This window comes from Bacillus sp. 11B20, from assembly GCF_056098985.1.
The window spans coordinates 174,536-200,314 of sequence record NZ_JBLZWZ010000009.1 but is presented as its reverse complement, the minus strand read 5'-3'; the positions used below and the strand labels follow the sequence as shown (position 1 = coordinate 200,314).

The following is a 25,779-nucleotide window of genomic DNA, read 5'->3' as shown; positions in this document are numbered from 1 at the left end:
TTTTTGTATAGAATAGAGTTGAGTGATGAGAAGCTATGGAGGGATACATAATGACGGAATTTAGAATCGAAAAAGATACAATGGGCGAAATCAAAGTGCCGAAGGACAAGTTCTGGGGTGCACAAACACAACGAAGCAAAGAAAATTTCAAAATCGGTTCTGAGAAAATGCCAAAGGAAGTTGTGAATGCGTTTGCAATTTTGAAACGTAGCACAGCGATTGCCAACGAGCGTCTTGGCAACCTTGAAAGCGAAAAAGCAGAAGCAATTGCTGCTGTATGTGATGACATCATCAGCGGAAAGTATGACGAGCATTTCCCGCTTGTTGTTTGGCAGACAGGTAGTGGAACACAAAGTAACATGAACATGAACGAAGTCGTTGCAAATAGAGCAACTGCTTATTTGAAAGATAAAAATAGTGAGTTCAGCATTCACCCGAATGATGACGTTAACCGCAGCCAAAGCTCAAACGATACATTCCCAACGGCTATGCACGTGGCAGCTGTTTTAGCTGTGTACAAAAAGTTGCTGCCTGCTATTGACCAGTTAAGAACAACTCTTGATGAGAAAGCAAAAGCGTATCAAGAGATTGTGAAAATCGGCCGTACGCACTTGCAGGATGCAACACCGCTGACAGTTGGTCAAGAAATTAGCGGCTGGGTATACATGCTGGACCGTTCAAAAGAAATGATTCTAGAATCAACTGAAAAAATGAGAGAATTAGCCATTGGCGGAACTGCTGTTGGTACAGGCATTAACGCACATCCTGAGTTCGGTCAATATGTTGCTGAGGAAATCAGCCAGCTGACAGGTCAAACATTCAATTCTTCACCAAACAAATTCCATGCGCTGACAAGCCATGATGAAATTACGTATGCACACGGTGCCTTAAAAGCACTTGCAGCTGATTTAATGAAAATTGCCAATGATGTCAGATGGCTTGCAAGTGGCCCACGCTGTGGAATTGGCGAATTGATTATTCCTGAAAATGAGCCGGGAAGCTCTATTATGCCAGGAAAAGTCAACCCAACTCAAAGTGAAGCTTTAACTATGATTGCAGCACAAATCATGGGGAATGATGCCACAATCGGTTTTGCGGCAAGCCAAGGAAACTTTGAGCTGAACGTATTTAAGCCAGTCATCATTTATAACTTCCTGCAATCAGTTGAACTACTTGCTGACGGCATGAACTCATTCCATGACAAGTGTGCAGTTGGAATCGAACCAAACCTAGAAACAATTGAGAAAAACTTGAACAATTCATTGATGCTTGTGACGGCACTTAACCCGCACATCGGATATGAAAATGCAGCGAAAATTGCGAAGCTTGCTCACAAAGAAGGATTAACATTAAAAGAAGCAGCACTTCAATTAGAGCTGCTAACAGAGGAGCAGTTCGAGCAATTTGTGAAACCAGAAGAAATGGTGACACCAAAAGCGAAATAAGAAACCAGGGGCGGCTGCCCCTGGTTTTTTTCATTAAAAGTGATGCGTTTACAAATGATCCTCTTTCAAAATACGCAAAAGTGAATCAGAGTTGCTTTGCAGCGGTGCGTATAATTTCAATTGGTACAGCATGCCTTTCACGATGACTTGTCTTGGTTTTTGTTTGTTTAATTCATTTTCTAGTATGCCAAGCGCTTCAAATAAATCGGGTTCGTCCTTCACTTCATAGTGTGATTCAGCAATCTCTCTTAACTCCTTTAAAAGAGATTCTGTGAGCGGATCGAATGACCGTTCATAAATCGGACCAAACCAATCGCTCGCTTGATCTACAGAAATGAGAGGAAGGTCATTTCGCTTCATCATACCGCCCATCAAATCATCGATACGATGAATCATGGTTGTGGCAAGTTCTTCTGCTTCCAGCTGAAAATCATATAAAATCGCCAGCTCGAAATAAACGTGGCTCATGCCCTCAATCGTCAAACATAAATCAGCCATATAAGGAATAGCAGCATCTCCATATACTTGTTTAATGTTATCAATGTGAAGCTGGACGGTCGCAAGCCTAATTTGTTTTGCGAGCTGCTGCGTTTCTTCATTCAGTGGAAGCGCCCTGTCGCTCAGCTGCATTTTAATAAAATCCTTTTGCTGCAAAATATTATCGTAATAGACAGTGAGCTGTTTTCGGTAGGCTTCTTTTGGTGTGCCGCCCTCTGTTTGAACCTCATGAATCCGGGTAAATACCTTATCGTAATAGTAATGAAGGATCGAAATGAGCAGTGCTTCCTTTGATTTAAAATAAAGATAAAAAGCACCCTTTGACATGTGGCATTCATCCGCAATTTCCTGAACAGACGTTGCGTTGTAGCCTTTGCTGGCAAATAATTTCATGCCAGCCTCAATGATCATTTTTTCTTTCTTTTTCAATATGAATGTCATCCTTTCTTACCGAGAGACAAATGTCTTAGGAAACGTGCGCAAAGAGATGTGACTTATCGGTCATAAACGACGAAAGTTTTCAAAAATTAATCAGATTGTAACTTGTTTTTTACAGTGTAATTCTTTATATTATAAAGTAAGGTGACCAACTGGTCAAAATATGTGAAAGGATGATGTTCCATGAGAGAAATTGATGATATGATTAGACGCTTGCGAACAAAAGGGATTCAAGTAGAAAAAGTCAAAATGCCGAAAGAGACAACCATTGAAAAGAAATGGATGTATCAAGCTGGCAAAAAGATTAAAGCCACATACCGTGATTTCAATGGGTATTCATTCATCTAAAAAAGACTGCGGTCAAAAACCTACAGTCTCTTCTTTGGAACTATGATTGTATAACGTACACCTAGATCATCATTTTCAATAGATATGGACGCTTGATGCATTGAAAGAATTCTTTTGACAATGCTTAATCCAATGCCGAATTCGCCCTTTTTTCCCTTACTAAAAGGTTCGTATAGGTTGGACAGCATATGTTCTTCAATTGGAGGACCGTCATTTCGAATAACAATGCGGATTTGATCCTCTTCTTGTTTCATTTGAATATCAATCTTACTTTTTGCATAGCGAAGTTGATTTTCTAGTACATTCTCAAATAATTTGCTCCATTGTTCTGGATCGCCTTCAAGAGCAGCCTCATCATCTAAGTCCACGTTCCACTGCAATTCATTTTTCGACCAGCGTATTCGGTCGACCACTTCCAGCATCGTATTACTGAGTAGGAAGGAAGAATGTGCGGGATGTTGTTTTGATAAATAATCAAGCTTAGTTAAGTACAGCAGATCCTTGATTTTCTTCTCAAGCTTTTCCGCTTCACCTTCAATGACTTCCACCGTTTGTTCAAGATCTCCCTTAGGGAAAATACCATCTTTAATGGACTGCGTGTAGCCGCGGATGACCATGACAGGTGTTTTTAAGTCATGTGAAATATTCTGCAAAAGTGTCCGTTCTGTTTCATCCTTTTGAATGAGTTTTTGTCTCATTTCTTCAATGGTATGACCAAGCTTGCCAATTTCATCTTGCCGGTCAACGATGACAGGATCGTCCCAGTCCTCTTGTGCAATCCGTTTGACGTGTTTTTCAAACGCAACGATTGGTCGGGATAAATAGCGGGCAAGCCAAATCGATGGAATCCAGCTTAGTAAAATAACGGTGCCTAAGATAAAGATCAGCTGTTTAAACAGCGTAAAGGACAGGTCGTCTCGATAAGAATCTGGTGCATAGGATAGAAGAATATATGGTGTATTGCCTGATGATACCTTTTTGATGACAAAAAAGATATGCTGGCCGTTCACCTCTTCAGAATACCGTTTCGTTGAGCTTTTTTGTTTTTTCACAAACGATTGGATTTTCTCAATAAAGGCATGCGGAAAAAACTGCGCCATTTGATCTAATTCATTTGACGGAATCAAAATGTGCTGCACGGAGCGGTTTTCCGGAGTCGACTTTGGCGAGCCGTCTCGGTTTAATGGATATTCTGTCAGCACTTGCTGTTCATTTTCAATATTTTTATAAATTTCATTTGTGAAGAAGTCACGTAATGTATTAGAAAATAGAATGATCAGGACAATGGAAATAGTGAGCAAAATGCCAGAGATCACAACCCAAATTTGAAAAGCGAGCGGTTTGTTCTTCATCCCTTCAGCATCCTATAGCCGAATCCATAGATGGTCTCGACCTTTAAGTCGGGCATTTTTTTGCGCAGCCGTCTAACAAGGTCATCGACTACACGATCTGTCCCGAAGTAATCGTGTCCCCAAATTTTGACGAGGATATCTTCACGAGAAAAAGCATGTCCTTGGTGATGTGTAAATAAAAGCAGCAAGTCAAATTCCTTAGAAGTTAAGTTAATGAGCTGACCCTCTTCATACACCTCTCTTACATCCTCATGAATGACATAAGAAGAAACGGTTGTGACGCTTTGCTGCTGCGGAGTATCATTGTTTTTATACACAAGCTCCAGCAGCTTTTGTACCCGAATGATCAGTTCACGCGGAAGAAACGGCTTCGCAATATAATCACTGCTTCCCAGCTCTAAGCCGAGGACACGGTCGATATCGGCATCACGTGCTGAAATGAAAATGACCGGTACGTCAGGTGATGCGGCTTTGATTTCTTTAATGAGGGTGTAGCCGTCTGTATCAGGCAGCATGATATCTAAAATCCATAGATGCGGCGGCTTGTTCATTGCCTCGCGTGCCGCTTCTCCGGTTAAAAAAGAGGAGACATTCCAATTCTCACTCTCTAAATATTTGGTTAACAGTTCATTTAAGTTTTGTTCATCTTCAACTAAATAAATGGTGTACGACAAAGTCTTCCACATCCTCTCAACGTCATTATAACGGGATACAAAGGCGGCATGTCAACAATCACATGCTTTTTTCACAATTTCACATATTCTTCTCATCATTATCCCATAATGTTTGATTATGATAAGGTCAAGGGAAAAAAGGGCATAGACAAAAGGCGGATGAATAGGTGCTTTTCATCAATGTGCGCACCTTGCTTTTTTTCTATGAATAAGTATTATATAATTTGACATATTGCCATAAAGTATTTTTCAATGATCTTTCCATTAAGAGGACCTGAGTCCTATCTAGACATATGAAATGAAACATGATGTAAAGGAGTGCAAGCGATGGATTTCCGAAGAGAAGATGAAGAGAATAAGATGAATCATCCAGAAAACACGAATCAAGACAATGAAATGAACCATCAAGAAGATACCCATCAAGAGAATGAGAAACAAATAGACGCACCAGAAAAAGAGAAGGAACTCGTTTTTCACCAGCATGAAAACGAAACATCTGCCGCGCAGGAGAGTGTGACGAATCATTCTCCTCAAATGGTGGATGACCGTGCGTCAAAAAAGGAGAAAAAGCGGAAGGCGGCATGGCTCAGCCCGATTCTTGGAGGAATTATTGGCGGGGGTCTTGTACTTGGCATTACACCGCTTTTGCCGCAGTCACAGGATACAGCTGCCAACACGCAAACGCAGACTGCATCAAGCGAACCGGCAGCCTCAGATAATTTCTCGACAAAACAAATCACCAATGCCACAAATGTTGCTGATATGGTAGAAGATTTAGAGCCCACTATTGTAGGGGTCTCAAACTATCAATCTACACAAAATTCATTTGGACTGAGCGGTGATCAAACAGAAGCTGAAGCTGGAACAGGCTCTGGTGTCATTTTCAAAAAAGATGGCAAAAAAGCGTACATTATTACAAATAACCACGTTGTCGAAGGTGCCAATAAATTAAAGGTCACACTATATGATGGAAAAACAAAAGACGCAAAGCTTGTCGGCAGTGATGTCATGACAGATTTAGCCGTTGTTGAAATCAATGCAGACGGCATTGATAAAGTGGCGAGCTTTGGTGATTCTTCTAAGCTTCGTGCTGGAGATAAAGTTATTGCCATTGGGAATCCGCTCGGTGCACAATTTTCAGGTACTGTGACAGAAGGAATCATTAGTGGTCTTGATCGTACTGTTGAAGCAAATACGTCATCTGGTACAGTGGAGATGAATGTGCTGCAAACAGATGCAGCCATTAACCCAGGAAACAGCGGGGGGCCACTGATCAATACAGATGGTCAAGTCATTGGTATTAACAGCTTGAAAATCAGCGAAAGCGGTGTGGAATCACTCGGATTTGCGATCCCAAGTAACGATGTCAAACCGATTGTAGATGAGCTGTTGAAAAATGGAAAAGTTGAACGTCCATACCTTGGCGTACAAATGATTGACCTTGAGCAAGTGCCTGAGACGTATCAGGAAAATACGCTCGGCTTATTTGATAAACAAATCGGCAAAGGCATTTACGTAAAGGATGTTTCAAAAGGTTCACCTGCGCAAAAAGCAGGCTTGAAATCTGGGGATGTCATCATCAAGTTCAAAGGGAAAGACGTAGTGAACAGCTCTCAGCTGAAAGAAATTCTTTACAAAGAAACAAAAGTCGGCGATAAAACCACAATGACTGTCATCCGTGAAGGAAAGAACAAAAATCTAGATATTACCCTTGGGCAGTCAGAGAGCGAATAAATGAAAAAAACAGGTGGATGTCAACATATCCACCTGTTTTTTTGTGCTTATTTTTTTGAAGAGAGTGTACGCAGTATGAGGTGTTCCCACATGTTCCACGGCAGAAGCTGTTTTGCTGTGAATGAAAGTCGTACGCCTTTTCCAACAAGATATCTCAGCCGTTTCAGCCGCTTCTTCTCTGCTAACCGAACAACAAGCTCTGCCACTTCACGAGGATCTCCATAGTTGGATTTCTGGGTATCAATATGGGCCATCATCTTTTGATAGAGTTTTATGTATTTCGATCCCTCTGCTGGCTGAATCATTTGCTCGTTCATGGAGGTATTCCAAATATTTGTTTGGAAAGAGCCCGGCTCAATTAAGGCCGCCTGGATACCGAACGAAGCTAGTTCAATCCGTAGGCTTTCTGTATAGCCTTCCAACGCAAACTTAGACGATACATATGGAGAAAGTGCAGGCATTCCCATTAATCCGCTGATACTGCTCATATTGAAAATCTTTGCGCCGCTCGCCATAAACGGCAGCACTGCTTGGGTCATTTCCATCACACCGAAGACATTCACTTCAAATTGCTGGCGGTACGTGTCAACAGGAACCTCCTCCGCAAAACCAGCAAAGGCTGTTCCCGCATTGTTCACAAGCAGGGTAATAGGTGCATAGGCATGAAGTTTCTTCTGAAATGCTTGGATCGACTGCGTATCCGTCACATCTAACGCTTCAATATGTATCATGCCGGATAAAGAGGCTTGCTCGATTTCTTCAGCGAGCTTTTTTGCATTGGTTTCCTGTCTGACGCCGGCAATCACTGTATAGCCCTGCTTGGCGAGATGCATCGTGATGAGCTTGCCAAAGCCGCTATTGGCACCAGTTACAATGGCTGTTTTTTTCATCATCCGGTTCTCCTTTTTGTTTAAATTTATCATAGTGAGATGTTTTATTGAATAACAAAAAGGAGCCTGGAGAAGAATAAAAAGCGATGCTATGAAATAGGAGGAAACACATGATGTGTTGGAAGAAGGCGGGACAAATAGGAGTGCTGCTCTTTATGCTGTCCGGCTGTCAATCAATTGAACCATTACAACAAACACATGAAGCAGAGGCAGAAAGTCTGTCAGCTGTTCAAATGAAGGAACTGCCATTTCAGCATCTGCATCTGCATGTACAATATGGACAGAAAAACGAATTATACGAAGCAACCTACCGTCAGGCAAGAGGCAAAGAGGAGGCAATCATTCGTGATCATATGAATGGGGTCCGCTATGAAGGGGAAGAAGCCTTGCGCGAGATGAAGATGAAGCTGAATGATATGTCGATTCCTAGTGCAAAGATCAATGAAGCGTATGTAAATGAACTATTAGCTGCTTTTAATTTAGATGATGATTATCAGCGGATTCAGATCGATCTGAAGCTCGAGGATGGGACCAAACGTACATTCCAAAGGAAGAAATAAACGAGACTTTCTCATTTTTTAATTGAAAATGATTTTCAAGATCACTTAAATCTGATACACTAAATTGAGATAAGTGATCTTTTACGTCTGTACATAGACGATATTTCATATAAAAATTTGGATGAGAAAAGGAGCGTTTGAGCGGAATGAGTGCCATTTCTACTGAAGGTTTAAGCTTAGGCTACGGAGAAACAATGATCATCGATGAACTAAATGTATCAATCCCTAAGGGTGAAATCACAGTATTTATTGGCAGTAATGGATGCGGTAAATCCACGCTACTTCGCTCTTTGGCCCGTCTCATGAAGCCAATGGGTGGTTCTGTCCTGCTTGAAGGTCATTCCATTGCAAAATTACCAACAAAAGAAGTAGCGAAACAGCTCGCTATTCTTCCACAAGGACCAGAAGCGCCAGAAGGATTAACTGTGCATCAGTTAGTGAAGCAAGGCAGATATCCTTATCAAAATTGGCTGAAGCAGTGGTCGAAGCAAGATGAAGAAGCAGTGAATCGCGCATTGAAGTCAACAAAGATGGAAGATCTTGCTGATCGGACCGTTGATTCATTATCAGGTGGACAAAGGCAGCGTGCATGGATTGCGATGACGCTGGCCCAAGAGACCGATATTATTTTGTTAGATGAGCCGACGACATATTTAGACATGACGCATCAAATCGAAATTTTGGACCTTCTGTTTGATTTAAATGAGAAAGAGCAGCGCACGATTGTGATGGTTCTTCATGATCTCAATCTCGCATGCAGATATGCTCATCATCTTGTCGCGATTAAAGACAAGTCAATTTATGCAGAAGGCAGACCAGAAACAGTGATTAATTGTGATCTCGTGAAAAATGTCTTTGATATGAATTGCCAAGTGACAACAGATCCTCTATTTGGAACACCATTATGTATTCCGCACGGTAGAGGACGCTGTATTGTGCAGCAAGCGCAAGCTGAAACATTTCTTGCTGCAAGATAATCGTATGTCAAAAGCCTGACATCTGTGTCTCACAGAGTCAGGCTTTTTTCTGAAAAAGGAGCGGAATGTCAATGGGAAAAGAATTAGAAGAAAAGCTGGAAGGCTTGCTTGATAAATATACAGAGCTGCTGCTCGGTGAATCAACAGACGAGCTGAAACAAGATGTGAAACAATGGGTGATCTACTCTCATATTGCCAAAAGCATGCCGCCGCTAGCAAAGCATTTCAATGAAACGTATCCGGAAGCAAAAGAAGAAATCAAACACACGATTCAACGAATCAAACAGTTGAACGAAGCTCATCGCGCCAATAAAGACCGTTAAAAAACTGCCAGCATCAGACTGGCAGTTTTTTTCTTATGACATTTGTGATGATCCGTACGGAGATTGATCTGTCAGTGTTTGCTGGAATTTCTGGTGTGTCTGCTGGAGCTTTTGCTGATCAGCCGCTTCAACAGAATACCAGCCATATCGGAACATGACATCATATAAATGTCTTTGTGTTTTCTGTGTTTCCAGCGCAATTCGCTGAATATCCTGGTAAAGAGATTCATGACTGAATTCATTGAGCGCTGTGTTGTATCCACTTGTCATGTATTTTTCAGTCGACAAGAGATCTGTAACGAAATCACGATCGTTCATGTTTGTAGTTGTGGGAACCGGGGTTTGTGGATTCCCGATTTTTTGTTGGTTTTGCTGTTCCATGTTTTTTCCTCCTATTGCATAAAGCCAGTAGACTGGCCTTGCCCTGAGCTGCCTAAATGCTGAAGAATTTGTGTGTAATGCTGATGATGCATTTGGCCAACTTGATTTAATTCTTGTTTCAATGTTTGATCCTGGCAATGCTCGGCCATAAAATGAGCCTTTTTCATGGCGATCAAGTTCCAGTTGAGCATATCCTCTAAGTACAAGGAATCCTTCACTGAAATGACTTCTGGGGGCATATTCATTGGCTGATTGTTCAACATGTGTTCCTCCTTACGATTTTGTTTCCTTACTGATTCTTTTTATATTGCTGATTTTGACTGGTTTTTTTCCCGCCTAGGTCTGCTTCCTGTGATGGACCTGCGTTTCCTTTTACACTTGCAGCACTTACGCCTGCTTTCGATGGGTTTTTCTTCAAACGAGACATGTGGACATCACCTCCATTCTTACAATTCCCTTTGATCTTTAATTCATACACCGCAAAATAAGGCACATGAGAATGTGTAAATTTTTGAAATCCGCTATTGAACTGTTTCGGAAAATCTTTTAAGATAAAGAAAGAGGCATTGCTTTTTTTTGGACAAAAAATGAATGACTGTTCATTCAAAATGTTTAGGGGGATATTTATGGGCAAACATATTCGCAAGGCGGCTGTCATTGGTTCAGGTGTCATGGGCTCAGGCATTGCTGCGCATCTAGCCAATATCGGGATACCAGTAACACTGCTAGATATTGTGCCAAATGAACTGACAAAGGAAGAAACGGCGAAAAAGAGAACGCTTGATCACCCTAGTGTTCGGAATCGATTAAGTCAAGAAGCGATGAAAAAATTGTTAAAGCAAAAGCCAGCACCTCTTACTTCAGCAAAAAACCTATCATACATCACACCGGGAAATCTCACAGACCACCTTTCCTTATTACACGATGCTGACTGGATCATTGAAGTCGTCACTGAAAAGCTCAGCATCAAACAACACGTATTCTCTCTCATCGACGAACACCGCAAAGAAGGAAGCATCGTTTCGAGCAATACATCTGGTATTTCGGTTGAAAAAATGGCAGAAGGGCGATCAGATGATTTTAAACGCCACTTTTTAGGCACACATTTTTTTAACCCAGCTCGTTATTTAAAACTCTTAGAAATCATTCCTATTCAGGAAACAGATCCAGAAGTACTGTCATTTATGAAAACGTTTGGCGAGGATGTACTCGGCAAAGGTGTGGTTGAAGCAAAAGACACACCGAACTTTATTGCAAACCGCATTGGCACGTATGGGCTTCTTGTCACAGTGCGTGAAATGCTTGAGAACAAATACACCATTGGAGAAGTGGATTCAGTCACAGGACCCCTCATTGGAAGACCGAAAAGTGCGACCTTCCGTACACTCGATGTAGTGGGGCTTGACACATTTTCTCATGTGGCACGAAACGTCTATGAACAGGTAGAAGGAAAGGAAAAAGAGATTTTCCAGCTGCCTGAGTTTATTGAAAGAATGCTTGAAAAAGGATGGATTGGCAGCAAGGCAGGACAAGGATTTTATCAAAAAAATGGCAAGGTCATTTTAGAGCTTGACCCAGTGACGCTCACATATGGAGAGCGCACAAAGCTCAAAGATCCAGGCATTGAGATGGCGAAACAGCAAAAGGGAACAAAAGCAAAGTTGAAAGCGCTTATTTATCAAGATGGCCGTGCAGGGCAATTGCTTTGGAATATGACAGCGCCCGTACTTCTTTATTCAGCGCATCTAAAAGGCGAAATTGCGGATGATATTCAGTCCATCGATAACGCAATGAAATGGGGATTCGGCTGGCAGCACGGCCCATTTGAGCTGTGGGATGCAATAGGCGTCAAAAAAGCCGCCGAGCGCATGGAAGCAGAAGGCCACAGCATCCCAGCATGGGTGCAAGACATGCTGTCAAAAGGACACGACACATTCTATCAAGAGAATGCTGATGGAGAGCGTGCGTTTTATCAGGATGGGGCTTACGTACAGGAAAAAGGGAACGACAAACATATTTCTTTAGCTAGATTGAAAAAGAAACAGGACGTCATCTTCAAAAATTCTGGTGCGAGCCTGATTGATATTGGTGATGATGTCGCCTTGCTCGAATTTCACTCTAAAAGCAATGCCATTGGACTAGATGTCATTGATATGATCAATCGCGCTGTTGATGAGACGGAAAAGAATTACAAAGGGCTTGTCATCGGAAACCAAGGGAAGAACTTCTGTGTTGGCGCCAACCTTGCCCTGATTTTAATGGAAGCACAGGACGACAATTTCTTTGAAATTGACTTTGTGATCAGGCGCTTCCAGCAGGCGATGATGAAGGTGAAATATAGCGACCGCCCAGTTGTAGCCGCACCGTTTGGGATGACATTAGGAGGCGGTACGGAGGTTTGTCTGCCGGCAGCGGCTATACAGGCGTCCAGCGAAACTTACATGGGACTTGTGGAAGCGGGAGTTGGACTGATTCCAGGGGGCGGTGGAAATAAAGAATTATATCTTCGTCACCTGCAAGGATCAGCGAAGCCGTCGCAGACGGCTATACAGGATGCCACGCTAAAAACATTTGAAACAATTGCAATGGCAAAAGTATCAACTTCAGCTGAGGAAGCGCGGGATATGAACATGCTCCGCGTGAGCGACCGAATTAGTATGAACGGGGATCACCTGATCTATGATGCAAAACAACTGGTGCTCTCTCTTGATGAAGCCGGTTATCGCGCGCCGCTCAAGCAAAAGGTGCCGGTCATGGGAGAAACAGGCTATGCAGCGATGATTTTGGCTGCTGAAAATATGAGACTGTCTGGATACATTTCAGAGCATGACATGACCATTGTAAAAAAATTAGCTCATGTCATTTCCGGCGGGAAACTGCCATTTGGAACAGAGGTAGAGGAGCAATACTTATTAGAGCTTGAAAGAGAAGCCTTTTTAAGTCTTGTAGGAGAAGCGAAATCACAGGCACGTATGCAGCACATGCTCGTCAAAGGAAAACCTTTACGTAACTAAGGGGGAGTCAAAATGAGAGAAGCAGTCATTGTCGCTGGCGCAAGAACACCAGTAGGGAAGGCGAAAAAAGGATCGTTAAAACATGTCCGGCCTGATGATATGGGCGCATTATGTGTAAAAGAAACGTTAAAGCGTGCCGGTGAATACGACGGTCAAATAGATGATTTGATCATTGGCTGTGCAACGCCAGAAGCAGAGCAGGGGTTAAATGTGGCCCGGAATATTGGAGCATTAGCGGGACTGCCTTATACGGTACCTGCCATCACCATAAACCGCTACTGCTCGTCTGGTCTTCAGTCTATCGCTTATGCGGGTGAACGAATTATGCTCGGGCAGGCAGACACGATTTTAGCCGGAGGAGTCGAATCGATGTCGCAGGTGCCGATGATGGGGCATTCCATTCGTCCGAATGCCCTCTTGGCAGAGCAAGCACCTGAATACTACATGAGCATGGGGCACACGGCAGAGCAAGTGGCGCAAAAGTATCAGGTCACACGTCAAGATCAGGACGCCTTTGCGGTGAGGAGTCATCAAAAGGCAGCAAAGGCACTTCAAGAAGGGAAGTTTTCTGATGAAATTGTGCCCGTTGATGTAACAGACCGGCGGATAGGAGAACAATATCAATTAGAAGAGCATCAATTCACGTTCTCACAGGATGAAGGTGTGAGAGCAGGTACAACGGAAGAGATTCTTTCCACTTTGCGTCCAGCCTTTTCGACAAAAGGTACGGTGACTGCAGGGAACTCGTCTCAAACAAGTGACGGGGCTGCGTGTGTGATGATGATGGACCGCGAGAAAGCATCCTCACTTTCTCTTCAGCCGCTCGCTAAATTCAGAGCATTTGCTGTTGGCGGTGTACCGCCTGAGGTGATGGGAATCGGTCCGGTTGAAGCCATACCGCGTGCGCTGAAAATCGCTGGACTTGAGCTGAAGGATATTGGTCTGTTTGAATTAAACGAAGCGTTTGCCTCTCAGGCAATTCAAGTCATTCGCCATTTAGGAATTGATGAAGAAAAAGTGAATGTCAACGGCGGGGCAATTGCGCTTGGACATCCGCTCGGCTGTACAGGAACGAAACTAACGCTGTCACTTATTCATGAAATGAAACGGCGAAACGAGCAATTTGGCATTGTCACAATGTGTATCGGCGGGGGCATGGGAGCAGCAGGCATTTTTGAATTGATCTAAAGGGGGAAATCAGGATGAAAGCATTGGAAGATGTAAAAAAGGGTGGAAGCTTTTTAATTGATGAGACGAATTATGAGCATATCTTTACACCGGAGGATTTCTCTGATGAACATCAAATGATTGGAAAGACAACAGAGGATTATATTTTACAAGATGTGGTTCCGCATATAGATCAAATTGAAAACCATGAGTTCGAGCATTCGGTCAGGCTTCTCAAAAAGGCTGGTGAGCTTGGCCTTCTAGGAGCCGATGTACCTGAAGAATTCGGCGGGCTTGGATTGGATAAAATCAGTTCAGCAATCATTACTGAAAAATTCGCTAGAGCAGGCAGTTTCTCACTTTCCTATGGCGCTCATGTCGGTATTGGTTCTCTGCCGATCGTGCTCTTCGGAAATCAAGCGCAAAAGGAAACGTACCTGCCAGGACTCGCCTCTGGTGAAACCATTGCGGCGTACGCACTCACTGAGCCAGGATCAGGCTCTGACGCTCTTGGAGCAAAAACAACTGCGGTTCTGAATGAAGCAGGTACCCATTATGTCCTCAATGGAGAAAAGCAGTGGATCACAAACTCCGCATTTGCCGATGTCTTTGTTGTGTATGCGAAGATTGATGGTGAACACTTCTCTGCTTTTATTGTCGAAAAGGATTTTCCAGGTGTCAAAACGGGACCTGAAGAGAAAAAGATGGGCATTAAAGGATCATCGACGAGAACATTAATTCTTGAAGATGCCCAAGTACCGAAGGAGAATTTGCTTGGTGAAGCCGGCAGAGGACATGTGATTGCCTTTAACATTTTAAATATCGGACGCTATAAGCTGGCAGTTGGCACAATCGGTGCATCAAAGCGCGTCATTCAATTGTCGGCAGAATATGCGAACCAGCGTAAGCAGTTCAAAACACCAATTTCTCAATTCAGCTTAATTGGTGAAAAAGCAGCCAATATGTCAGCAAAGCTCTATGCGATGGAAAGTGCTGTTTACCGTACGGTTGGATTATTTGAACAGCGGATGGGTCTATTAAGTGACGAAGAGCAAAAAGACGGCAAACAAATTGCTCAATCCATTGCGGAATATGCGATTGAATGCTCTCTCTGTAAAGTCCTTGGCTCTGAAACATTAGATTATATTGTGGATGAAGGCGTGCAGATTCACGGCGGATATGGATTCATGCAAGAATACGAGGTCGAAAGAGCCTATCGCGACTCACGAATTAACCGGATCTTTGAAGGGACAAACGAAATCAACCGTTTGCTTGTACCAGGTACATTCTTGAAGAAAGCGATGAAAGGAGAGCTTCCGCTGCTTCAAAAAGCGCAGACCTTACAGGAAGAGCTAATGATGATGATGCCGGAAGAGCCAGGCGATCAGCCGCTCGATCAAGAAAAATATTTGCTCGTCCATGCGAAAAAGGTCGCCTTAATGGTGGCTGGTATGGCAGCCATGAAATACGGGAAAACCTTAGACAAAGAGCAAGAAATTCTTGTGAACATAGCCGATATAGTCAATGAAATATTTGCTGCTGAATCAGCAATTCTGCGTACGGAAAAGGCAGTCGCTGCATCAGGCGCAGAAAAGAACGCTCAAAAGCTGGCTTACACACAAATTTTCACGCAGGAGGCTTTCTTAAAGATTGAAGCCCATGCAAAAGAATCCTTGATTGCGATGGAGGAAGGAGATTCACTCCGCATGAGCCTGTCAGCCCTTCGCAAGCTGACAAGATTTACTCCAATCAATGTCATCGCCAAAAAGCGTGAAGTGGCAAAACGAATCTTTGAAGCAGAGAAATATATCGTATAAGGATGGCTTAAAAGGTGCGGATATCACTCCGCACCTTTTTGTAAGCATACATTTAGGTTTTTAAAATATTTTGTGATAAAATGTTGTCACAATTTGCAGGAGGTGAAAATGGTGGCTTTAGATTTTTACGAATACCCATCTTGCGGTACATGCCGAAAAGCAAAAAAGTGGCTTGAAGCACACAATAAAGACATCAACAGCATACATATCGTCGAAGAGACGCCTGATAAAGAAACATTAAAAGCCCTTTACGAAAAAAGCGGTTTAGAGCTGAAGAAATTCTTTAATACAAGCGGACAAAAATACCGGGAGCTGCAGCTGAAAGATCAACTTCCTGCAATGTCAGAGGACGAGCAGCTAGAATTACTCGCGTCTAACGGAATGCTGATCAAGCGCCCGATTACAACAGACGGTAAACGAGTAACAGTTGGATTTAACGAAGATACATTTAAAAGCGTCTGGAAATGATGTAACTTTCATTCAGATTGTGGTATCTTCAATATAGATTGTAAGAAAAGACTGGAGGGGTATTGAATGAGCACACCAAAAGATTTACGTTATTCAGAAGAACATGAATGGGTCAAAGTAGAAGGAGATAAGGTGCGTATCGGTATTACGCATTTTGCTCAATCTGAGCTTGGCGATATCGTGTTCGTTGAGCTTCCTGAAGTAGGAGACAAAATCACAGCGGACGAGCCTTTCGGAAGTGTAGAATCAGTGAAAACAGTTTCTGAACTTTATGCACCGATCAATGGCACAATCGTCGAAGTGAACGATGAGCTGGATGACAGCCCAGAATTCGTCAACGACTCTCCATATGAAAAAGCATGGATGATCGTTGTAGAACCAGCTGATGCATCTGAAATCGAGAACTTAATGACTGCTGAGCAATATGAAGAAATGACAAAAGAAGACTAATTCATGTGAAATTGGACACTCTACCTTTATGGGGGGTGTCCAATTTGTCTTTTCAAAAAGAACAGGTGGATATAACAGAGCATGTCACTGGACGATTCAAAGAAAGCGGCATGGTGCTTTATCATCAAAATGAAGAGATTGGCACAATGATTAGTGAAAACCAATATGAGCTGAAATCGGGATATTCCTATGATCAAAATCGTTTTTATCGTCTAACGGATACATTGACCGATGGGACAGAAAAATATGTAGACTGTGACGATGAAAATGGGTGGTGCTAATCACAGAGGAGACTGCAGTGAACAAAAACTGCAGTCTTTTTGATGACGAGGCGCCCAATCTTTACAACCTGAATGAAAGATTGTAATCTAAGGAAGAAGTGAATCAACGTCAAAAGGGCCGGGTGATCGTGATGAATGTCGAGATAGAAAAGGTCATCATTGTAGAAGGTAAAACAGACAAACAAAAGCTGAAAGAAGTCATAAGTGAACCTGTTACCATCATTTGCACCAATGGCACGATCAGTACATCGAAGCTGGACCAGCTTGTGGACGATTTAGTGGGGAAAGACGTTTACATATTAGCAGACAGTGACGATGCAGGCGACAAACTGCGGAAGCAATTTCGAAAAGAATTCCCTGAAGCACTTCATCTTTTTGTCGACAGAACGTACCGCGAAGTGGCCGCTTCACCGTCAGCCCACATTGCATCTATCCTATTAGCTGCAAACATTGATGTTCATTCGAAATATTTATGAGGGTGGACGTATTATGAAAGAGATTGAAGAACACGAATTCAAAGAGATAGAGGACGATTTATTTCTTTTATACTTATATACACCGTTTTGCGGAACATGCCAGCTGGCAAAGAAAATGCTGGCAGTCGTAGACGCCATGCAGCCGGATGTACCATTTTACGAAAACAATTTAAACTATTCACCAGGCTTTGCAAAAGCATTTGAGATCGAGAGTGTTCCTTGCTTTCTACTGTTTAAAAAAGGAGAATTGGTGCAAAAAGGCTATGCCTTTCACTCAGTTCCATATCTTCATGAAATGATTGAAACCGCTAAATAAAGCGGTTTTTTGTCATATTTCAAGAAATTCATTTGAAAATTTGTCGAGTTATTTATAAAGGACAAGAAGATGTTTGTAGAGAAATGTTATGTATAACCAAATGACAGGGAGGTTATACATGTGGAAAATGTGAAAGCCCATGGTAACACAGGGCAGCGTTTATTATTAAAACCGCTGCTCTCATCATCATCCTTGAAGATTACATTTGAGGCGGAAACTGACTCTTGTACATTGATTGTGGATGAACGTGGTGAAGTGAAGAAACTACCTGCAATTGAGTTATCGGATCTCATCTTTTATGGTGAGAGGAAAGAGATTCTACAATTATTAGATGGAGATATGTCCTTACAGCAGTTAATCAGCAGAGGACAAGTCAAAGTCAAAGGGTCATTCCGTGCGCTCCTTAGACTAGAGGCAGTGCTTTGGCTGACGAACGGTTTTTTTCGAAAAATGATAACGTAGTTGTTTACTTGGAAATTAGCGATTTACAGCGTTGACATATCTCAGATAGCATGATATTCTACGTTAGTAAAAACATGAACATCACATAAAACAACATATTTTCTCTTATTAAGAGAGGTGGAGGGACGTGCCCTATGAAACCCGGCAACCGTCAGCATAGCTGAAATTGGTGCCAATTCACTCAAAGCCGCAGCGCTTTGAAAGATGAGAGAAAGGCGTAATTGACATAAAAGGCCTTTCTGCTTGCGTTGCAGTTAGGTCTTTTTTACTGACCTGACGTCAGGCTAGAGTCATGACAGAAAGAAGAATAAATAACGTATGTGATGGAAACCTATAGATTCAGCAAGAAAGCAGGTGATCAGACTGTGATTCATTTACAGAATGTATCAAAAACGTATCATTCAAAAAGCGGAAATGTTGATGCCGTGAAAGACGTCAACTTGGATATTGATAAAGGTGAAATATTCGGAATTATCGGGTATAGCGGTGCAGGAAAAAGCTCGCTTATTCGCCTATTAAACGGTCTGGAGCTGCCAACAGAAGGAATTGTTGAAGTGGCAGGCAACCGGATCAATGAAGTATCGAATGCGAAACTTCGGAAAGCAAGACAAGAAATCAGCATGATCTTCCAGCACTTTAATTTACTTTGGTCAAGAACGGTGAGACAAAACATTATGTTCCCGCTTGAGATCGCAGGTGTACCGACATCGAAACGGAGAGAGCGTGCGAATGAACTGATTAAATTGGTCGGTTTAGAAGGAAAAGAAAATGCGTATCCGTCTCAGCTTAGCGGCGGGCAAAAACAGCGTGTCGGCATTGCGAGAGCATTAGCGAATGATCCAAAGGTTCTTCTATGTGACGAAGCGACATCTGCGCTAGATCCGCAAACGACCGATTCAATCCTTGAGCTTTTGGCCGATATTAATAAACGACTAGGGCTCACGATTGTGCTCATTACACACGAAATGCACGTCATTCGCAAAATTTGTCATCGCGTCGCAGTCATGGAAAATGGACGTATTGTTGAAGAAGGCGAAGTATTACGCGTCTTCAGACAGCCAAAGGAAGAAATGACGAAGCGATTTGTGAAACAGCTTGCGGAACCAGAGGAAGCGAAAGAAACAATCGAGCACGTCCTAGAGCGAGTAAAAGAAGGTCAGGTCGTACGGTTGTCCTTTATCGGTGATTCTGCCGAGCAGCCACTGATCACAGAAATCATTCGATCGTTTCATGTTGATGTGAACATCCTTCAAGGGAAGATTTCTCAAACGCAGGAAGGCGCGTTTGGAACACTCTTTATCCACATTAATGGAGAAGAGACTGAGGTAGAAAAAGCCATCGCCTATATCCAAAGCAAACAGGTTGAAATCGAGGTGATGACACATGTTTGAGAAATGGTTTCCGAACGTTGATTTAGACGTCATCTGGAGTGCAACAGGTGAAACGGTGTATATGACACTGATTTCATTGGCATTTGCCTTTGCCATTGGTATTATCCTTGGACTATTACTCTTTCTAACGAGTAAAGGCGGTCTTTGGGAAAATAAACCGATTAATGCTGTCATCGGCGCTGTCGTCAACATTTTCAGATCGATTCCTTTTATCATTTTAATTATTCTTTTACTAGGGTTCACGAAATTCTTAATGCATACGATTCTTGGTCCTAATGCAGCACTCCCTGCCCTTGTCATAGGGTCAGCTCCATTCTATGCACGTCTTGTCGAAATTGCACTGCGTGAGGTAGACAAAGGAGTCATTGAAGCAGCACGATCAATGGGAGCAAAAACGTCGACAATCATTTTCAAAGTATTACTGCCAGAATCATTGCCAGCCCTTATTTCAGGTATTACCGTAACAGCGATTGCTCTAATTGGCTCTACTGCGATTGCAGGTGCAATTGGAGCAGGCGGACTTGGTGACCTCGCCTATGTGGAAGGGTACCAATCTGGTAATACAGATGTCACACTTGTAGCCACTGTGTTTATTCTGATCATCGTCTTTATTATTCAAATAATCGGTGATTTGATTACAAATAAAATTGATAAACGTTAAGGGAGGATTTATTCATGAAGAAATTGATTCTAAGTGCACTATTTCTAGCATTTGCAGGTATTTTAGCTGCGTGCGGTTCATCTAATAACGCAAGTGAAAGCAAAACCATTACGGTTGCCGCTTCAAAAACGCCGCATGCCGAAATTCTTGAAGAAGCAAAACCACTTCTAAAAGAAAAAGGCTACGATTTAAAAGTGAAAGTACTTAGCGATTATAAAATGTACAACAAAGCGTTAGCTGAAAAAGAAGTGGATGCGAACTTTTTCCAACATATCCCTTACTTAAACGAAGAAAATAAATCAAACAAAGATTATAACCTAGTGAGTGCTGGTGCGGTTCACCTTGAGCCTTTCGGTATCTACTCTAAGAAATACAAATCAGTAAAAGATATTCCAAACGGCGGAACAATCATCATGACAAACAACGTAGCTGAACAAGGTCGTATGCTTGCCCTTCTGCAAAATGCTGGTGTCATCAAGCTTGATCCAAAGGTTGATACAATCAACGCAACAGTAAAGAACATTAAAGAAAACCCAAAGAACCTAAAATTCAAAAAAATCGCGCCTGAATTAACTGCGAAAGCTTATGAAAACAGTGAAGGCGATGCTGTATTTATCAACGTCAACTATGCGATCCAAAATAAATTGAATCCGAAAAAAGATTCAATCGAACTTGAGCAAACAAAGAACAACCCATATGCAAACATCGTTGCGGTTCGCAAAGGTGACGAAAAATCAGATAAGATCAAGGCATTAATGGAAGTTCTTCATTCTGATAAAATCAAAGAATTCATCGACAAAAAATATGACGGTGCAGTATTGCCTGTATCTGAATAACAACATTTCGACCTCGCTTCTTTCAAAGCGAGGTTTTTTGTGTATTTTTTCAAATCTCGCTCATAATAAAAACGTACAAATGACCTGAAGGGATGGAATCAAAATGAATGAACAGCATATGAGCGGATCCATGCAGCAATCACTGACTGATTATAAAACCGCAATGGGTGAATTCCAGAAGAAAATGCCGGTGTTTGGAAAGAAATTTAATGAATTTACGGAGCAGTGCTTTCAAAGCGATTCATTAACGCAAAAGGAAAAACAAATGATTGCCCTCGGCATCAGTATTCATGCACAGGATGAATACTGCATGATTTATCATACAAAGGGAGCGCTCGATCAAGGGGCGACAGAAGAGAATCTGCTAGAGGTTGTGAGCGTGGCGGCAGCTTTTGGCGGCGGGGCAGCACTAAGCCAAGGAATCACTGTCGTTCAGCAATGTATTGATGAATTTGGAGGACAGACGCATTAAAAGAAGGAAAACAAGGTATTTTTCCATATCAAGGAGTTGAGTACTTCTCAACCGAATGTGTGAGAAAATATGACGTCATAGAGCGTCATATCCCTTTTGAGTGAAGCCGCATACGTTTGCTACAATAAAGCTACACTCAAGGAAGGGAATGGTTTATTATTTGTTCGGACCATAGTACACTGGGATTGGATTATACCGCCGAGATGGAAAAGGCCATGCATCAAGCTCATGGCATGAGCTATGCAGAGTACGAAAGAGACCATGACTTAAGGATGAAAGTGGAATATAAACGAGAGCAGTCCTATCGAGATGAGAAAAGACAGCTCGCAAAAATGAATATAAGAGGCTAATAATAGCTGAGGGGCGGGGAGAACAGTTTCCCGCCCTTTCTTTATGAAAACAGTCTTTTCGACATAAATCCTTTTATCTACCTGCTTTTTTTGTTAGAATTTTGAGAGCATCCTCTCACGCTTATCGTGAATGTGTTGTATTCAGTTTTAATTTGTTATAAAATTAGAATGAGAATAAATTGAGAATAATGATTATTTTGGAGGTATCGATATATGACTGCTTCGACATTAACAATTAAGGACTTGCACGTTGAGATTGAAGGGAAAGAAATCTTAAAGGGTGTAAACCTCGAGATAAAAGGTGGAGAATTCCACGCAGTAATGGGACCAAACGGAACAGGTAAATCTACTTTATCTGCTGCAATTATGGGTCACCCTAAATATGAAGTAACAAAAGGCAGCATCTTGCTTGATGGCGAAGATGTTCTTGAAATGGAAGTAGATGAGCGCGCTCAAGCTGGTCTTTTCCTTGCGATGCAATACCCATCTGAAATCAGCGGTGTCACAAATGCTGACTTCCTTCGTTCTGCTATTAACGCACGCAGAGAAGAAGGCGATGAAATCTCTCTTATGAAATTCATCCGCAAAATGGACGAAAACATGGAGTTCCTTGAAATGGATCCAGATATGGCACAGCGCTACCTAAACGAAGGTTTCTCAGGCGGGGAGAAAAAACGCAACGAAATTCTTCAATTAATGATGATTGAACCAAAGATCGCCATCCTTGACGAAATCGATTCTGGTCTTGATATCGATGCCCTGAAAGTTGTTTCTAAAGGAATTAACAAAATGCGCGGCGAAAGCTTTGGCTGCTTAATGATCACTCACTATCAGCGTCTACTGAATTACATCACACCAGATCACGTTCATGTCATGATGCAAGGTCGTATCGTGAAATCTGGCGGACCAGAACTCGCACAGCGTCTAGAAGCAGAAGGCTATGACTGGATTAAAAAAGAGTTAGGAATTGAAGACGAAACTGTTGGTCAAGAAGCGTAAGCGTTAGGAGGATTATTGATGACATTAGAAACGAAATTATCAGTAGATCAAGATTATGTCAAAAGCTTCTCCGAGAAGCATCAGGAACCGGCATGGATGAGCTCCCTTCGCTTACAGGCTCTTGAAAAAGCAGAAGACCTCCCAATGCCAAAGCCTGACAAAACGAATATTTCAAAATGGAATTTAACGAATTTCAAACAGCATACAGTCGAAAGTGCACCATTTGGATCATTAGAAGAGCTTCCAGAAGAAGTGAAATCTCTTATTGATTTAGAGGACACAGATAAGACAGTTTACATTCAGCGTGATCAAACGCCGGCCTATTTGTCTCTTTCAGCTGAAGCGAAAGACAAAGGTGTGATCTTCACGGATCTTCATACAGCGATTCGTGAGCATGGAGATTTAGTGAAACAATACTTCATGACAGATGCAGTGAAAGTGGATGAGCATAAACTAACAGCTTTACACGCTGCTTTAGTCAATGGCGGAGCTTTCCTCTATGTTCCGAAAAACGTTGAGCTTGAAGCACCAATTCAAGCTGTTTATCTTCATGAAAATGACGAAACGACATTGTTCAACCATGTCATCGTCGTAGCAGACGATCATAGTGCTGTGACATATGTAGAAAACTACATCAGTACAGCAAAACCAGAAGAAGCAATCTTCAATATCGTTTCTGAAGTATTCACAGGCGCAAACGCCCGCGTCACATACGGCGCTGTAGATAACCTTGCAGAAGGTGTCACAGTATATGTGAACAGACGCGGTATGGCAAATGGCCGTGACAGTAAAATCGAATGGGCGCTTGGCCTGATGAATGATGGAGATGTCGTGTCTGAAAACATCACAAAACTGATGGGCGACGGTACATTCGGTGATACGAAATCAGTTGTTGTCGGCCGAGGAAACCAAACTGAAAACTTCACAACAAGCATCATCCACTTCGGTAAAAACTCTGAAGGGTATATCTTGAAGCATGGTGTGATGAAGGATCAAGCATCCTCTATCTTTAACGGAATTGGCAAAATCGAGCATGGCGCAACAAAGTCAAATGCAGAGCAGGAATCACGTGTCCTCATGCTGAGTGAGAAAGCACGCGGTGACGCAAACCCAATTCTATTAATTGATGAAGATGATGTGACAGCAGGGCACGCTGCTTCTGTTGGACGTGTCGATCCAATTCAATTGTACTACCTCATGAGCCGTGGAATTTCCAAAGAAGATGCAGAAAGACTTGTGATTTACGGCTTCTTAAATCCAGTTGTGAAAGAACTGCCGATTGAAGGAGTTAAAAAGCAGCTGATTTCTGTAATTGAAAGGAAAGTAAAATAATGAATATCAAAGACGTTCGTGAGCAATTTCCAATCCTTCATCAGCAAGTGAACGGACATGATTTGGTGTATTTGGACAGTGCAGCGACTTCTCAAAAACCAAGAGTGGTCATTGATGCAATGAATGAGTATTACCGGTCTTACAACTCGAACGTCCACCGGGGTGTTCATACCCTTGGCACAAGAGCAACGGACGCATACGAGGGTGCGAGAGAGAAAGTTCGTGCATTCATCCGTGCTTCATCTGTCCAGGAGATTATTTTTACTAGAGGTACAACAACTGCACTAAACACAGTGGCGATCAGCTATGCTAGAGCCAACCTCAAAGAAGGCGATGAGATTGTCATTACGCATATGGAGCATCATGCGAATATCATCCCTTGGCAGCAAGCAGCGAAAGCAACTGGCGCCACATTGAAATACATTCCGTTACAGGAAGACGGCACGCTATCGCTTGAAGATGTGAAGCAAACGATCACACATCAAACGAAAATCGTCGCTGTCACACATGTCTCAAACGTATTAGGAACCATCAACCCGATTAAAGAGATCGCCAAAATTGCCCACGAACATGGGGCAATCATTGTCGTCGACGGTGCACAAAGCACTCCGCACATGCAAATTGATGTTCAGGATCTAGATTGTGACTTTTTCGCATTCTCTGGGCATAAAATGTGTGGACCGACTGGCATCGGTGTGCTTTACGGGAAGAAGGACCTGTTGAATAATATGGAGCCTGCTGAGTTTGGCGGTGAAATGATCGACTTTGTGGATTTGTATGATTCCACATGGAAAGAGCTGCCGTGGAAATTTGAAGCGGGAACACCGATTATTGCTGGAGCAGTTGGACTAGGAAAAGCAATTGACTTCCTAAATGACATCGGTATGGAGGAAGTCAGCCGTTACGAGCATCAGCTTGCCACTTACGCGCTTGAGCGCTTTAAGGAGCTTGAAGGTGCGACTGTTTATGGACCGCAGCACCGAGCTGGGCTTGTGACGTTTAACTTAGACGACGTCCATCCGCATGATGCGTCAACTGTTCTGGATACGGAAGGTGTCGCCATTCGTGCTGGACACCACTGTGCACAGCCGCTCATGAAATGGCTTGGTGTATCAGCGACTGCAAGAGCAAGCTTCTACCTGTATAATACAGAAGAAGAGATTGATCTACTCATTGCAGCGCTCCGTAAGACAAAGGAGTATTTTACGAATGTCTTTTAATGTAAACTTAGACACACTGTACAGACAAGTGATTATGGATCATTATAAAAATCCGAGAAACAAAGGTGTGTTAAACGACAGCATTGTCGTCGATATGAACAACCCAACGTGTGGTGACCGTATTCGTCTTACGATGAAAATTGAAGACGAAAAAGTCACTGATGCGAAATTTGAAGGAGAAGGATGCTCGATTTCGATGGCATCTGCCTCAATGATGACGCAGGCGATTAAAGGGAAAGATATTGAAACTGCTTTGAAAATGTCTCGGATTTTCTCCGATATGATGCAAGGAAAAGAATACGACGATTCCATTGATCTTGGTGACATTGAAGCGCTGCAGGGAGTGGCAAAATTCCCAGCCCGCATCAAATGTGCAACATTATCCTGGAAGGCGCTTGAAAAAGGCGCATCTGCCGAAGATAACGGCAAATCATAAGATTGGAGTGA

Annotated in this window: 31 protein-coding genes and 1 riboswitch; of the genes, 24 read left to right on the top strand and 7 right to left on the bottom strand. The window is 42.5% G+C overall.

Annotation, left to right across the window (positions count from 1 at the left end):
* Window positions 1-50 precede the first annotated feature (50 nt).
* The gene (fumC, locus tag ACN6NB_RS15205; protein ID WP_024423418.1) at window positions 51-1,445 is read left to right on the top strand and encodes a class II fumarate hydratase; all 1,395 of its coding nucleotides are present in this window, start codon (window positions 51-53) and stop codon (window positions 1,443-1,445) included.
* A 48-nt stretch (window positions 1,446-1,493) separates the two neighbouring features.
* On the opposite strand, the gene ACN6NB_RS15200 is transcribed toward fumC, so the two are convergent.
* The gene (locus ACN6NB_RS15200; protein WP_474253415.1) at window positions 1,494-2,372 is read right to left on the bottom strand and encodes a TetR/AcrR family transcriptional regulator; all 879 of its coding nucleotides are present in this window, start codon (window positions 2,370-2,372) and stop codon (window positions 1,494-1,496) included.
* A gap of 192 nt (window positions 2,373-2,564) precedes the next feature.
* Between ACN6NB_RS15200 and spxO the strand changes: the two genes are divergently transcribed.
* Complete coding sequence (gene spxO / locus ACN6NB_RS15195; RefSeq protein WP_003212782.1) at window positions 2,565-2,729, top strand: anti-adapter protein SpxO; 165 nt, start codon at window positions 2,565-2,567, stop codon at window positions 2,727-2,729.
* A gap of 20 nt (window positions 2,730-2,749) precedes the next feature.
* On the opposite strand, the gene ACN6NB_RS15190 is transcribed toward spxO, so the two are convergent.
* Both ACN6NB_RS15190 and ACN6NB_RS15185 read right to left on the bottom strand, forming a co-directional pair.
* A complete protein-coding gene (locus ACN6NB_RS15190; RefSeq protein ID WP_474253414.1) occupies window positions 2,750-4,081 on the bottom strand; it encodes a HAMP domain-containing sensor histidine kinase in 1,332 nt (443 codons plus the stop codon).
* A complete protein-coding gene (locus ACN6NB_RS15185) occupies window positions 4,078-4,755 on the bottom strand; it encodes a response regulator transcription factor (RefSeq protein ID WP_474253413.1) in 678 nt (225 codons plus the stop codon). The genes ACN6NB_RS15190 and ACN6NB_RS15185 overlap by 4 nt, the downstream gene beginning before the upstream one ends.
* A 327-nt stretch (window positions 4,756-5,082) precedes the next feature.
* Here ACN6NB_RS15185 and ACN6NB_RS15180 point away from each other — a divergent pair, with 327 nt between their 5' ends.
* On the top strand, window positions 5,083-6,489 hold the full coding sequence (locus ACN6NB_RS15180) for a S1C family serine protease (RefSeq protein WP_126682297.1): 1,407 nt from the start codon (window positions 5,083-5,085) through the stop codon (window positions 6,487-6,489).
* Between the two features lie 47 nt (window positions 6,490-6,536).
* Here the strand turns inward: ACN6NB_RS15180 and ACN6NB_RS15175 are convergent, their stop codons facing one another.
* Window positions 6,537-7,379 carry an oxidoreductase gene (locus ACN6NB_RS15175; RefSeq protein WP_247543721.1) on the bottom strand — a complete coding sequence of 281 codons (843 nt, stop codon included), beginning with the start codon at window positions 7,377-7,379 and terminating at the stop codon, window positions 6,537-6,539.
* A gap of 113 nt (window positions 7,380-7,492) precedes the next feature.
* Here ACN6NB_RS15175 and ACN6NB_RS15170 point away from each other — a divergent pair, with 113 nt between their 5' ends.
* The 3 genes from ACN6NB_RS15170 (at window position 7,493) to ACN6NB_RS15160 (ending at window position 9,239) form a co-directional block, all read left to right on the top strand.
* Window positions 7,493-7,939: a YusW family protein gene (locus tag ACN6NB_RS15170; protein ID WP_180272447.1), complete on the top strand. Its 447-nt coding sequence runs from the start codon at window positions 7,493-7,495 to the stop codon at window positions 7,937-7,939.
* A gap of 146 nt (window positions 7,940-8,085) precedes the next feature.
* Window positions 8,086-8,916 (top strand): ABC transporter ATP-binding protein, encoded by an 831-nt coding sequence (locus tag ACN6NB_RS15165; protein WP_008347057.1) that lies wholly within the window; start codon window positions 8,086-8,088, stop codon window positions 8,914-8,916.
* A gap of 71 nt (window positions 8,917-8,987) precedes the next feature.
* Window positions 8,988-9,239 (top strand): DUF2573 family protein, encoded by a 252-nt coding sequence (locus ACN6NB_RS15160; protein WP_058838132.1) that lies wholly within the window; start codon window positions 8,988-8,990, stop codon window positions 9,237-9,239.
* 33 nt (window positions 9,240-9,272) lie between these two features.
* Here ACN6NB_RS15160 and ACN6NB_RS15155 read toward each other — a convergent pair whose 3' ends face one another.
* From ACN6NB_RS15155 to ACN6NB_RS15145, 3 genes are read right to left on the bottom strand one after another with little or no spacing between them, the layout of a single operon-like run.
* A complete protein-coding gene (locus ACN6NB_RS15155; RefSeq protein WP_039181293.1) occupies window positions 9,273-9,620 on the bottom strand; it encodes a spore coat protein in 348 nt (115 codons plus the stop codon).
* A gap of 11 nt (window positions 9,621-9,631) precedes the next feature.
* Window positions 9,632-9,883 (bottom strand): hypothetical protein, encoded by a 252-nt coding sequence (locus ACN6NB_RS15150; RefSeq protein WP_047202428.1) that lies wholly within the window; start codon window positions 9,881-9,883, stop codon window positions 9,632-9,634.
* A 26-nt stretch (window positions 9,884-9,909) separates the two neighbouring features.
* A complete protein-coding gene (locus tag ACN6NB_RS15145; protein WP_003212904.1) occupies window positions 9,910-10,047 on the bottom strand; it encodes a YuzL family protein in 138 nt (45 codons plus the stop codon).
* Window positions 10,048-10,246: 199 nt separating this feature from the next.
* On the opposite strand from ACN6NB_RS15145, the gene ACN6NB_RS15140 reads away from it, so the two are divergent.
* The 18 genes from ACN6NB_RS15140 (at window position 10,247) to sufU (ending at window position 25,768) form a co-directional block, all read left to right on the top strand.
* Window positions 10,247-12,634, top strand: a complete 2,388-nt coding sequence (locus ACN6NB_RS15140; protein ID WP_126682295.1) for a 3-hydroxyacyl-CoA dehydrogenase/enoyl-CoA hydratase family protein — start codon at window positions 10,247-10,249, stop codon at window positions 12,632-12,634.
* 12 nt (window positions 12,635-12,646) lie between these two features.
* On the top strand, window positions 12,647-13,822 hold the full coding sequence (locus ACN6NB_RS15135; RefSeq protein WP_058838130.1) for an acetyl-CoA C-acetyltransferase: 1,176 nt from the start codon (window positions 12,647-12,649) through the stop codon (window positions 13,820-13,822).
* A 14-nt stretch (window positions 13,823-13,836) separates the two neighbouring features.
* Window positions 13,837-15,618 carry an acyl-CoA dehydrogenase family protein gene (locus tag ACN6NB_RS15130; RefSeq protein ID WP_059374996.1) on the top strand — a complete coding sequence of 594 codons (1,782 nt, stop codon included), beginning with the start codon at window positions 13,837-13,839 and terminating at the stop codon, window positions 15,616-15,618.
* A gap of 111 nt (window positions 15,619-15,729) precedes the next feature.
* A complete protein-coding gene (locus ACN6NB_RS15125) occupies window positions 15,730-16,086 on the top strand; it encodes an arsenate reductase family protein (protein WP_024423406.1) in 357 nt (118 codons plus the stop codon).
* A gap of 66 nt (window positions 16,087-16,152) precedes the next feature.
* Window positions 16,153-16,536 (top strand): glycine cleavage system protein GcvH, encoded by a 384-nt coding sequence (gcvH, locus tag ACN6NB_RS15120; RefSeq protein ID WP_008347039.1) that lies wholly within the window; start codon window positions 16,153-16,155, stop codon window positions 16,534-16,536.
* A 44-nt stretch (window positions 16,537-16,580) separates the two neighbouring features.
* Window positions 16,581-16,817, top strand: coding sequence for a YusG family protein (locus ACN6NB_RS15115; protein WP_039181284.1), 237 nt, complete (start codon window positions 16,581-16,583; stop codon window positions 16,815-16,817).
* Between the two features lie 131 nt (window positions 16,818-16,948).
* On the top strand, window positions 16,949-17,293 hold the full coding sequence (locus ACN6NB_RS15110) for a toprim domain-containing protein (protein WP_024423404.1): 345 nt from the start codon (window positions 16,949-16,951) through the stop codon (window positions 17,291-17,293).
* A 13-nt stretch (window positions 17,294-17,306) separates the two neighbouring features.
* On the top strand, window positions 17,307-17,609 hold the full coding sequence (locus tag ACN6NB_RS15105; protein ID WP_024426005.1) for a thioredoxin family protein: 303 nt from the start codon (window positions 17,307-17,309) through the stop codon (window positions 17,607-17,609).
* Between the two features lie 120 nt (window positions 17,610-17,729).
* Window positions 17,730-18,071, top strand: a complete 342-nt coding sequence (locus ACN6NB_RS15100; protein WP_024423403.1) for an SCP2 sterol-binding domain-containing protein — start codon at window positions 17,730-17,732, stop codon at window positions 18,069-18,071.
* A 102-nt stretch (window positions 18,072-18,173) separates the two neighbouring features.
* Window positions 18,174-18,282: riboswitch (SAM riboswitch) on the top strand.
* Between the two features lie 154 nt (window positions 18,283-18,436).
* Window positions 18,437-19,462 carry a methionine ABC transporter ATP-binding protein gene (locus ACN6NB_RS15095; protein ID WP_058838173.1) on the top strand — a complete coding sequence of 342 codons (1,026 nt, stop codon included), beginning with the start codon at window positions 18,437-18,439 and terminating at the stop codon, window positions 19,460-19,462.
* Window positions 19,455-20,123: a methionine ABC transporter permease gene (locus tag ACN6NB_RS15090; protein ID WP_034280845.1), complete on the top strand. Its 669-nt coding sequence runs from the start codon at window positions 19,455-19,457 to the stop codon at window positions 20,121-20,123. The genes ACN6NB_RS15095 and ACN6NB_RS15090 overlap by 8 nt, the downstream gene beginning before the upstream one ends.
* 14 nt (window positions 20,124-20,137) lie before the next feature.
* Window positions 20,138-20,959, top strand: coding sequence for a methionine ABC transporter substrate-binding lipoprotein MetQ (gene metQ, locus ACN6NB_RS15085; RefSeq protein WP_024423400.1), 822 nt, complete (start codon window positions 20,138-20,140; stop codon window positions 20,957-20,959).
* Window positions 20,960-21,062: 103 nt separating this feature from the next.
* Window positions 21,063-21,431 (top strand): carboxymuconolactone decarboxylase family protein, encoded by a 369-nt coding sequence (locus tag ACN6NB_RS15080; RefSeq protein ID WP_003212803.1) that lies wholly within the window; start codon window positions 21,063-21,065, stop codon window positions 21,429-21,431.
* A gap of 215 nt (window positions 21,432-21,646) precedes the next feature.
* Window positions 21,647-21,781, top strand: coding sequence for a YuzK family famiily protein (locus tag ACN6NB_RS15075; RefSeq protein ID WP_254965641.1), 135 nt, complete (start codon window positions 21,647-21,649; stop codon window positions 21,779-21,781).
* Between the two features lie 213 nt (window positions 21,782-21,994).
* Window positions 21,995-22,780 (top strand): Fe-S cluster assembly ATPase SufC, encoded by a 786-nt coding sequence (sufC, locus tag ACN6NB_RS15070; protein WP_007500355.1) that lies wholly within the window; start codon window positions 21,995-21,997, stop codon window positions 22,778-22,780.
* Between the two features lie 18 nt (window positions 22,781-22,798).
* The gene (gene sufD / locus ACN6NB_RS15065; protein ID WP_024423399.1) at window positions 22,799-24,112 is read left to right on the top strand and encodes a Fe-S cluster assembly protein SufD; all 1,314 of its coding nucleotides are present in this window, start codon (window positions 22,799-22,801) and stop codon (window positions 24,110-24,112) included.
* Entirely contained in the window at window positions 24,112-25,332 is a 1,221-nt protein-coding gene (locus ACN6NB_RS15060) for a cysteine desulfurase (RefSeq protein WP_064498067.1), read from the top strand. Before sufD ends, ACN6NB_RS15060 begins: the two co-directional genes overlap by 1 nt.
* A complete protein-coding gene (gene sufU, locus ACN6NB_RS15055) occupies window positions 25,322-25,768 on the top strand; it encodes a Fe-S cluster assembly sulfur transfer protein SufU (protein ID WP_039181277.1) in 447 nt (148 codons plus the stop codon). Before ACN6NB_RS15060 ends, sufU begins: the two co-directional genes overlap by 11 nt.
* Window positions 25,769-25,779: the final 11 nt, after the last annotated feature.

What these genes read in the sequence shown, in the direction of transcription:
- ACN6NB_RS15140 (WP_126682295.1), top strand. Translation starts at nt 10,247, where the DNA reads ATGGGCAAACATATTCGCAAGGCGGCTGTCATTGGTTCAGGTGTCATG.
- ACN6NB_RS15175 (WP_247543721.1), bottom strand. Translation starts at nt 7,379, where the DNA reads ATGAAAAAAACAGCCATTGTAACTGGTGCCAATAGCGGCTTTGGCAAG.
- ACN6NB_RS15090 (WP_034280845.1), top strand. Translation starts at nt 19,455, where the DNA reads ATGTTTGAGAAATGGTTTCCGAACGTTGATTTAGACGTCATCTGGAGT.
- ACN6NB_RS15150 (WP_047202428.1), bottom strand. Translation starts at nt 9,883, where the DNA reads ATGTTGAACAATCAGCCAATGAATATGCCCCCAGAAGTCATTTCAGTG.
- sufU (WP_039181277.1), top strand. Translation starts at nt 25,322, where the DNA reads ATGTCTTTTAATGTAAACTTAGACACACTGTACAGACAAGTGATTATG.
- ACN6NB_RS15190 (WP_474253414.1), bottom strand. Translation starts at nt 4,081, where the DNA reads ATGAAGAACAAACCGCTCGCTTTTCAAATTTGGGTTGTGATCTCTGGC.
- ACN6NB_RS15155 (WP_039181293.1), bottom strand. Translation starts at nt 9,620, where the DNA reads ATGGAACAGCAAAACCAACAAAAAATCGGGAATCCACAAACCCCGGTT.
- ACN6NB_RS15170 (WP_180272447.1), top strand. Translation starts at nt 7,493, where the DNA reads ATGTGTTGGAAGAAGGCGGGACAAATAGGAGTGCTGCTCTTTATGCTG.
- ACN6NB_RS15110 (WP_024423404.1), top strand. Translation starts at nt 16,949, where the DNA reads ATGAATGTCGAGATAGAAAAGGTCATCATTGTAGAAGGTAAAACAGAC.
- ACN6NB_RS15135 (WP_058838130.1), top strand. Translation starts at nt 12,647, where the DNA reads ATGAGAGAAGCAGTCATTGTCGCTGGCGCAAGAACACCAGTAGGGAAG.
- ACN6NB_RS15160 (WP_058838132.1), top strand. Translation starts at nt 8,988, where the DNA reads ATGGGAAAAGAATTAGAAGAAAAGCTGGAAGGCTTGCTTGATAAATAT.
- metQ (WP_024423400.1), top strand. Translation starts at nt 20,138, where the DNA reads ATGAAGAAATTGATTCTAAGTGCACTATTTCTAGCATTTGCAGGTATT.
- fumC (WP_024423418.1), top strand. Translation starts at nt 51, where the DNA reads ATGACGGAATTTAGAATCGAAAAAGATACAATGGGCGAAATCAAAGTG.
- sufC (WP_007500355.1), top strand. Translation starts at nt 21,995, where the DNA reads ATGACTGCTTCGACATTAACAATTAAGGACTTGCACGTTGAGATTGAA.
- sufD (WP_024423399.1), top strand. Translation starts at nt 22,799, where the DNA reads ATGACATTAGAAACGAAATTATCAGTAGATCAAGATTATGTCAAAAGC.
- ACN6NB_RS15105 (WP_024426005.1), top strand. Translation starts at nt 17,307, where the DNA reads ATGAAAGAGATTGAAGAACACGAATTCAAAGAGATAGAGGACGATTTA.
- ACN6NB_RS15165 (WP_008347057.1), top strand. Translation starts at nt 8,086, where the DNA reads ATGAGTGCCATTTCTACTGAAGGTTTAAGCTTAGGCTACGGAGAAACA.
- ACN6NB_RS15080 (WP_003212803.1), top strand. Translation starts at nt 21,063, where the DNA reads ATGAATGAACAGCATATGAGCGGATCCATGCAGCAATCACTGACTGAT.
- ACN6NB_RS15130 (WP_059374996.1), top strand. Translation starts at nt 13,837, where the DNA reads ATGAAAGCATTGGAAGATGTAAAAAAGGGTGGAAGCTTTTTAATTGAT.
- spxO (WP_003212782.1), top strand. Translation starts at nt 2,565, where the DNA reads ATGAGAGAAATTGATGATATGATTAGACGCTTGCGAACAAAAGGGATT.
- gcvH (WP_008347039.1), top strand. Translation starts at nt 16,153, where the DNA reads ATGAGCACACCAAAAGATTTACGTTATTCAGAAGAACATGAATGGGTC.
- ACN6NB_RS15180 (WP_126682297.1), top strand. Translation starts at nt 5,083, where the DNA reads ATGGATTTCCGAAGAGAAGATGAAGAGAATAAGATGAATCATCCAGAA.
- ACN6NB_RS15145 (WP_003212904.1), bottom strand. Translation starts at nt 10,047, where the DNA reads ATGTCTCGTTTGAAGAAAAACCCATCGAAAGCAGGCGTAAGTGCTGCA.
- ACN6NB_RS15075 (WP_254965641.1), top strand. Translation starts at nt 21,647, where the DNA reads ATGCATCAAGCTCATGGCATGAGCTATGCAGAGTACGAAAGAGACCAT.
- ACN6NB_RS15060 (WP_064498067.1), top strand. Translation starts at nt 24,112, where the DNA reads ATGAATATCAAAGACGTTCGTGAGCAATTTCCAATCCTTCATCAGCAA.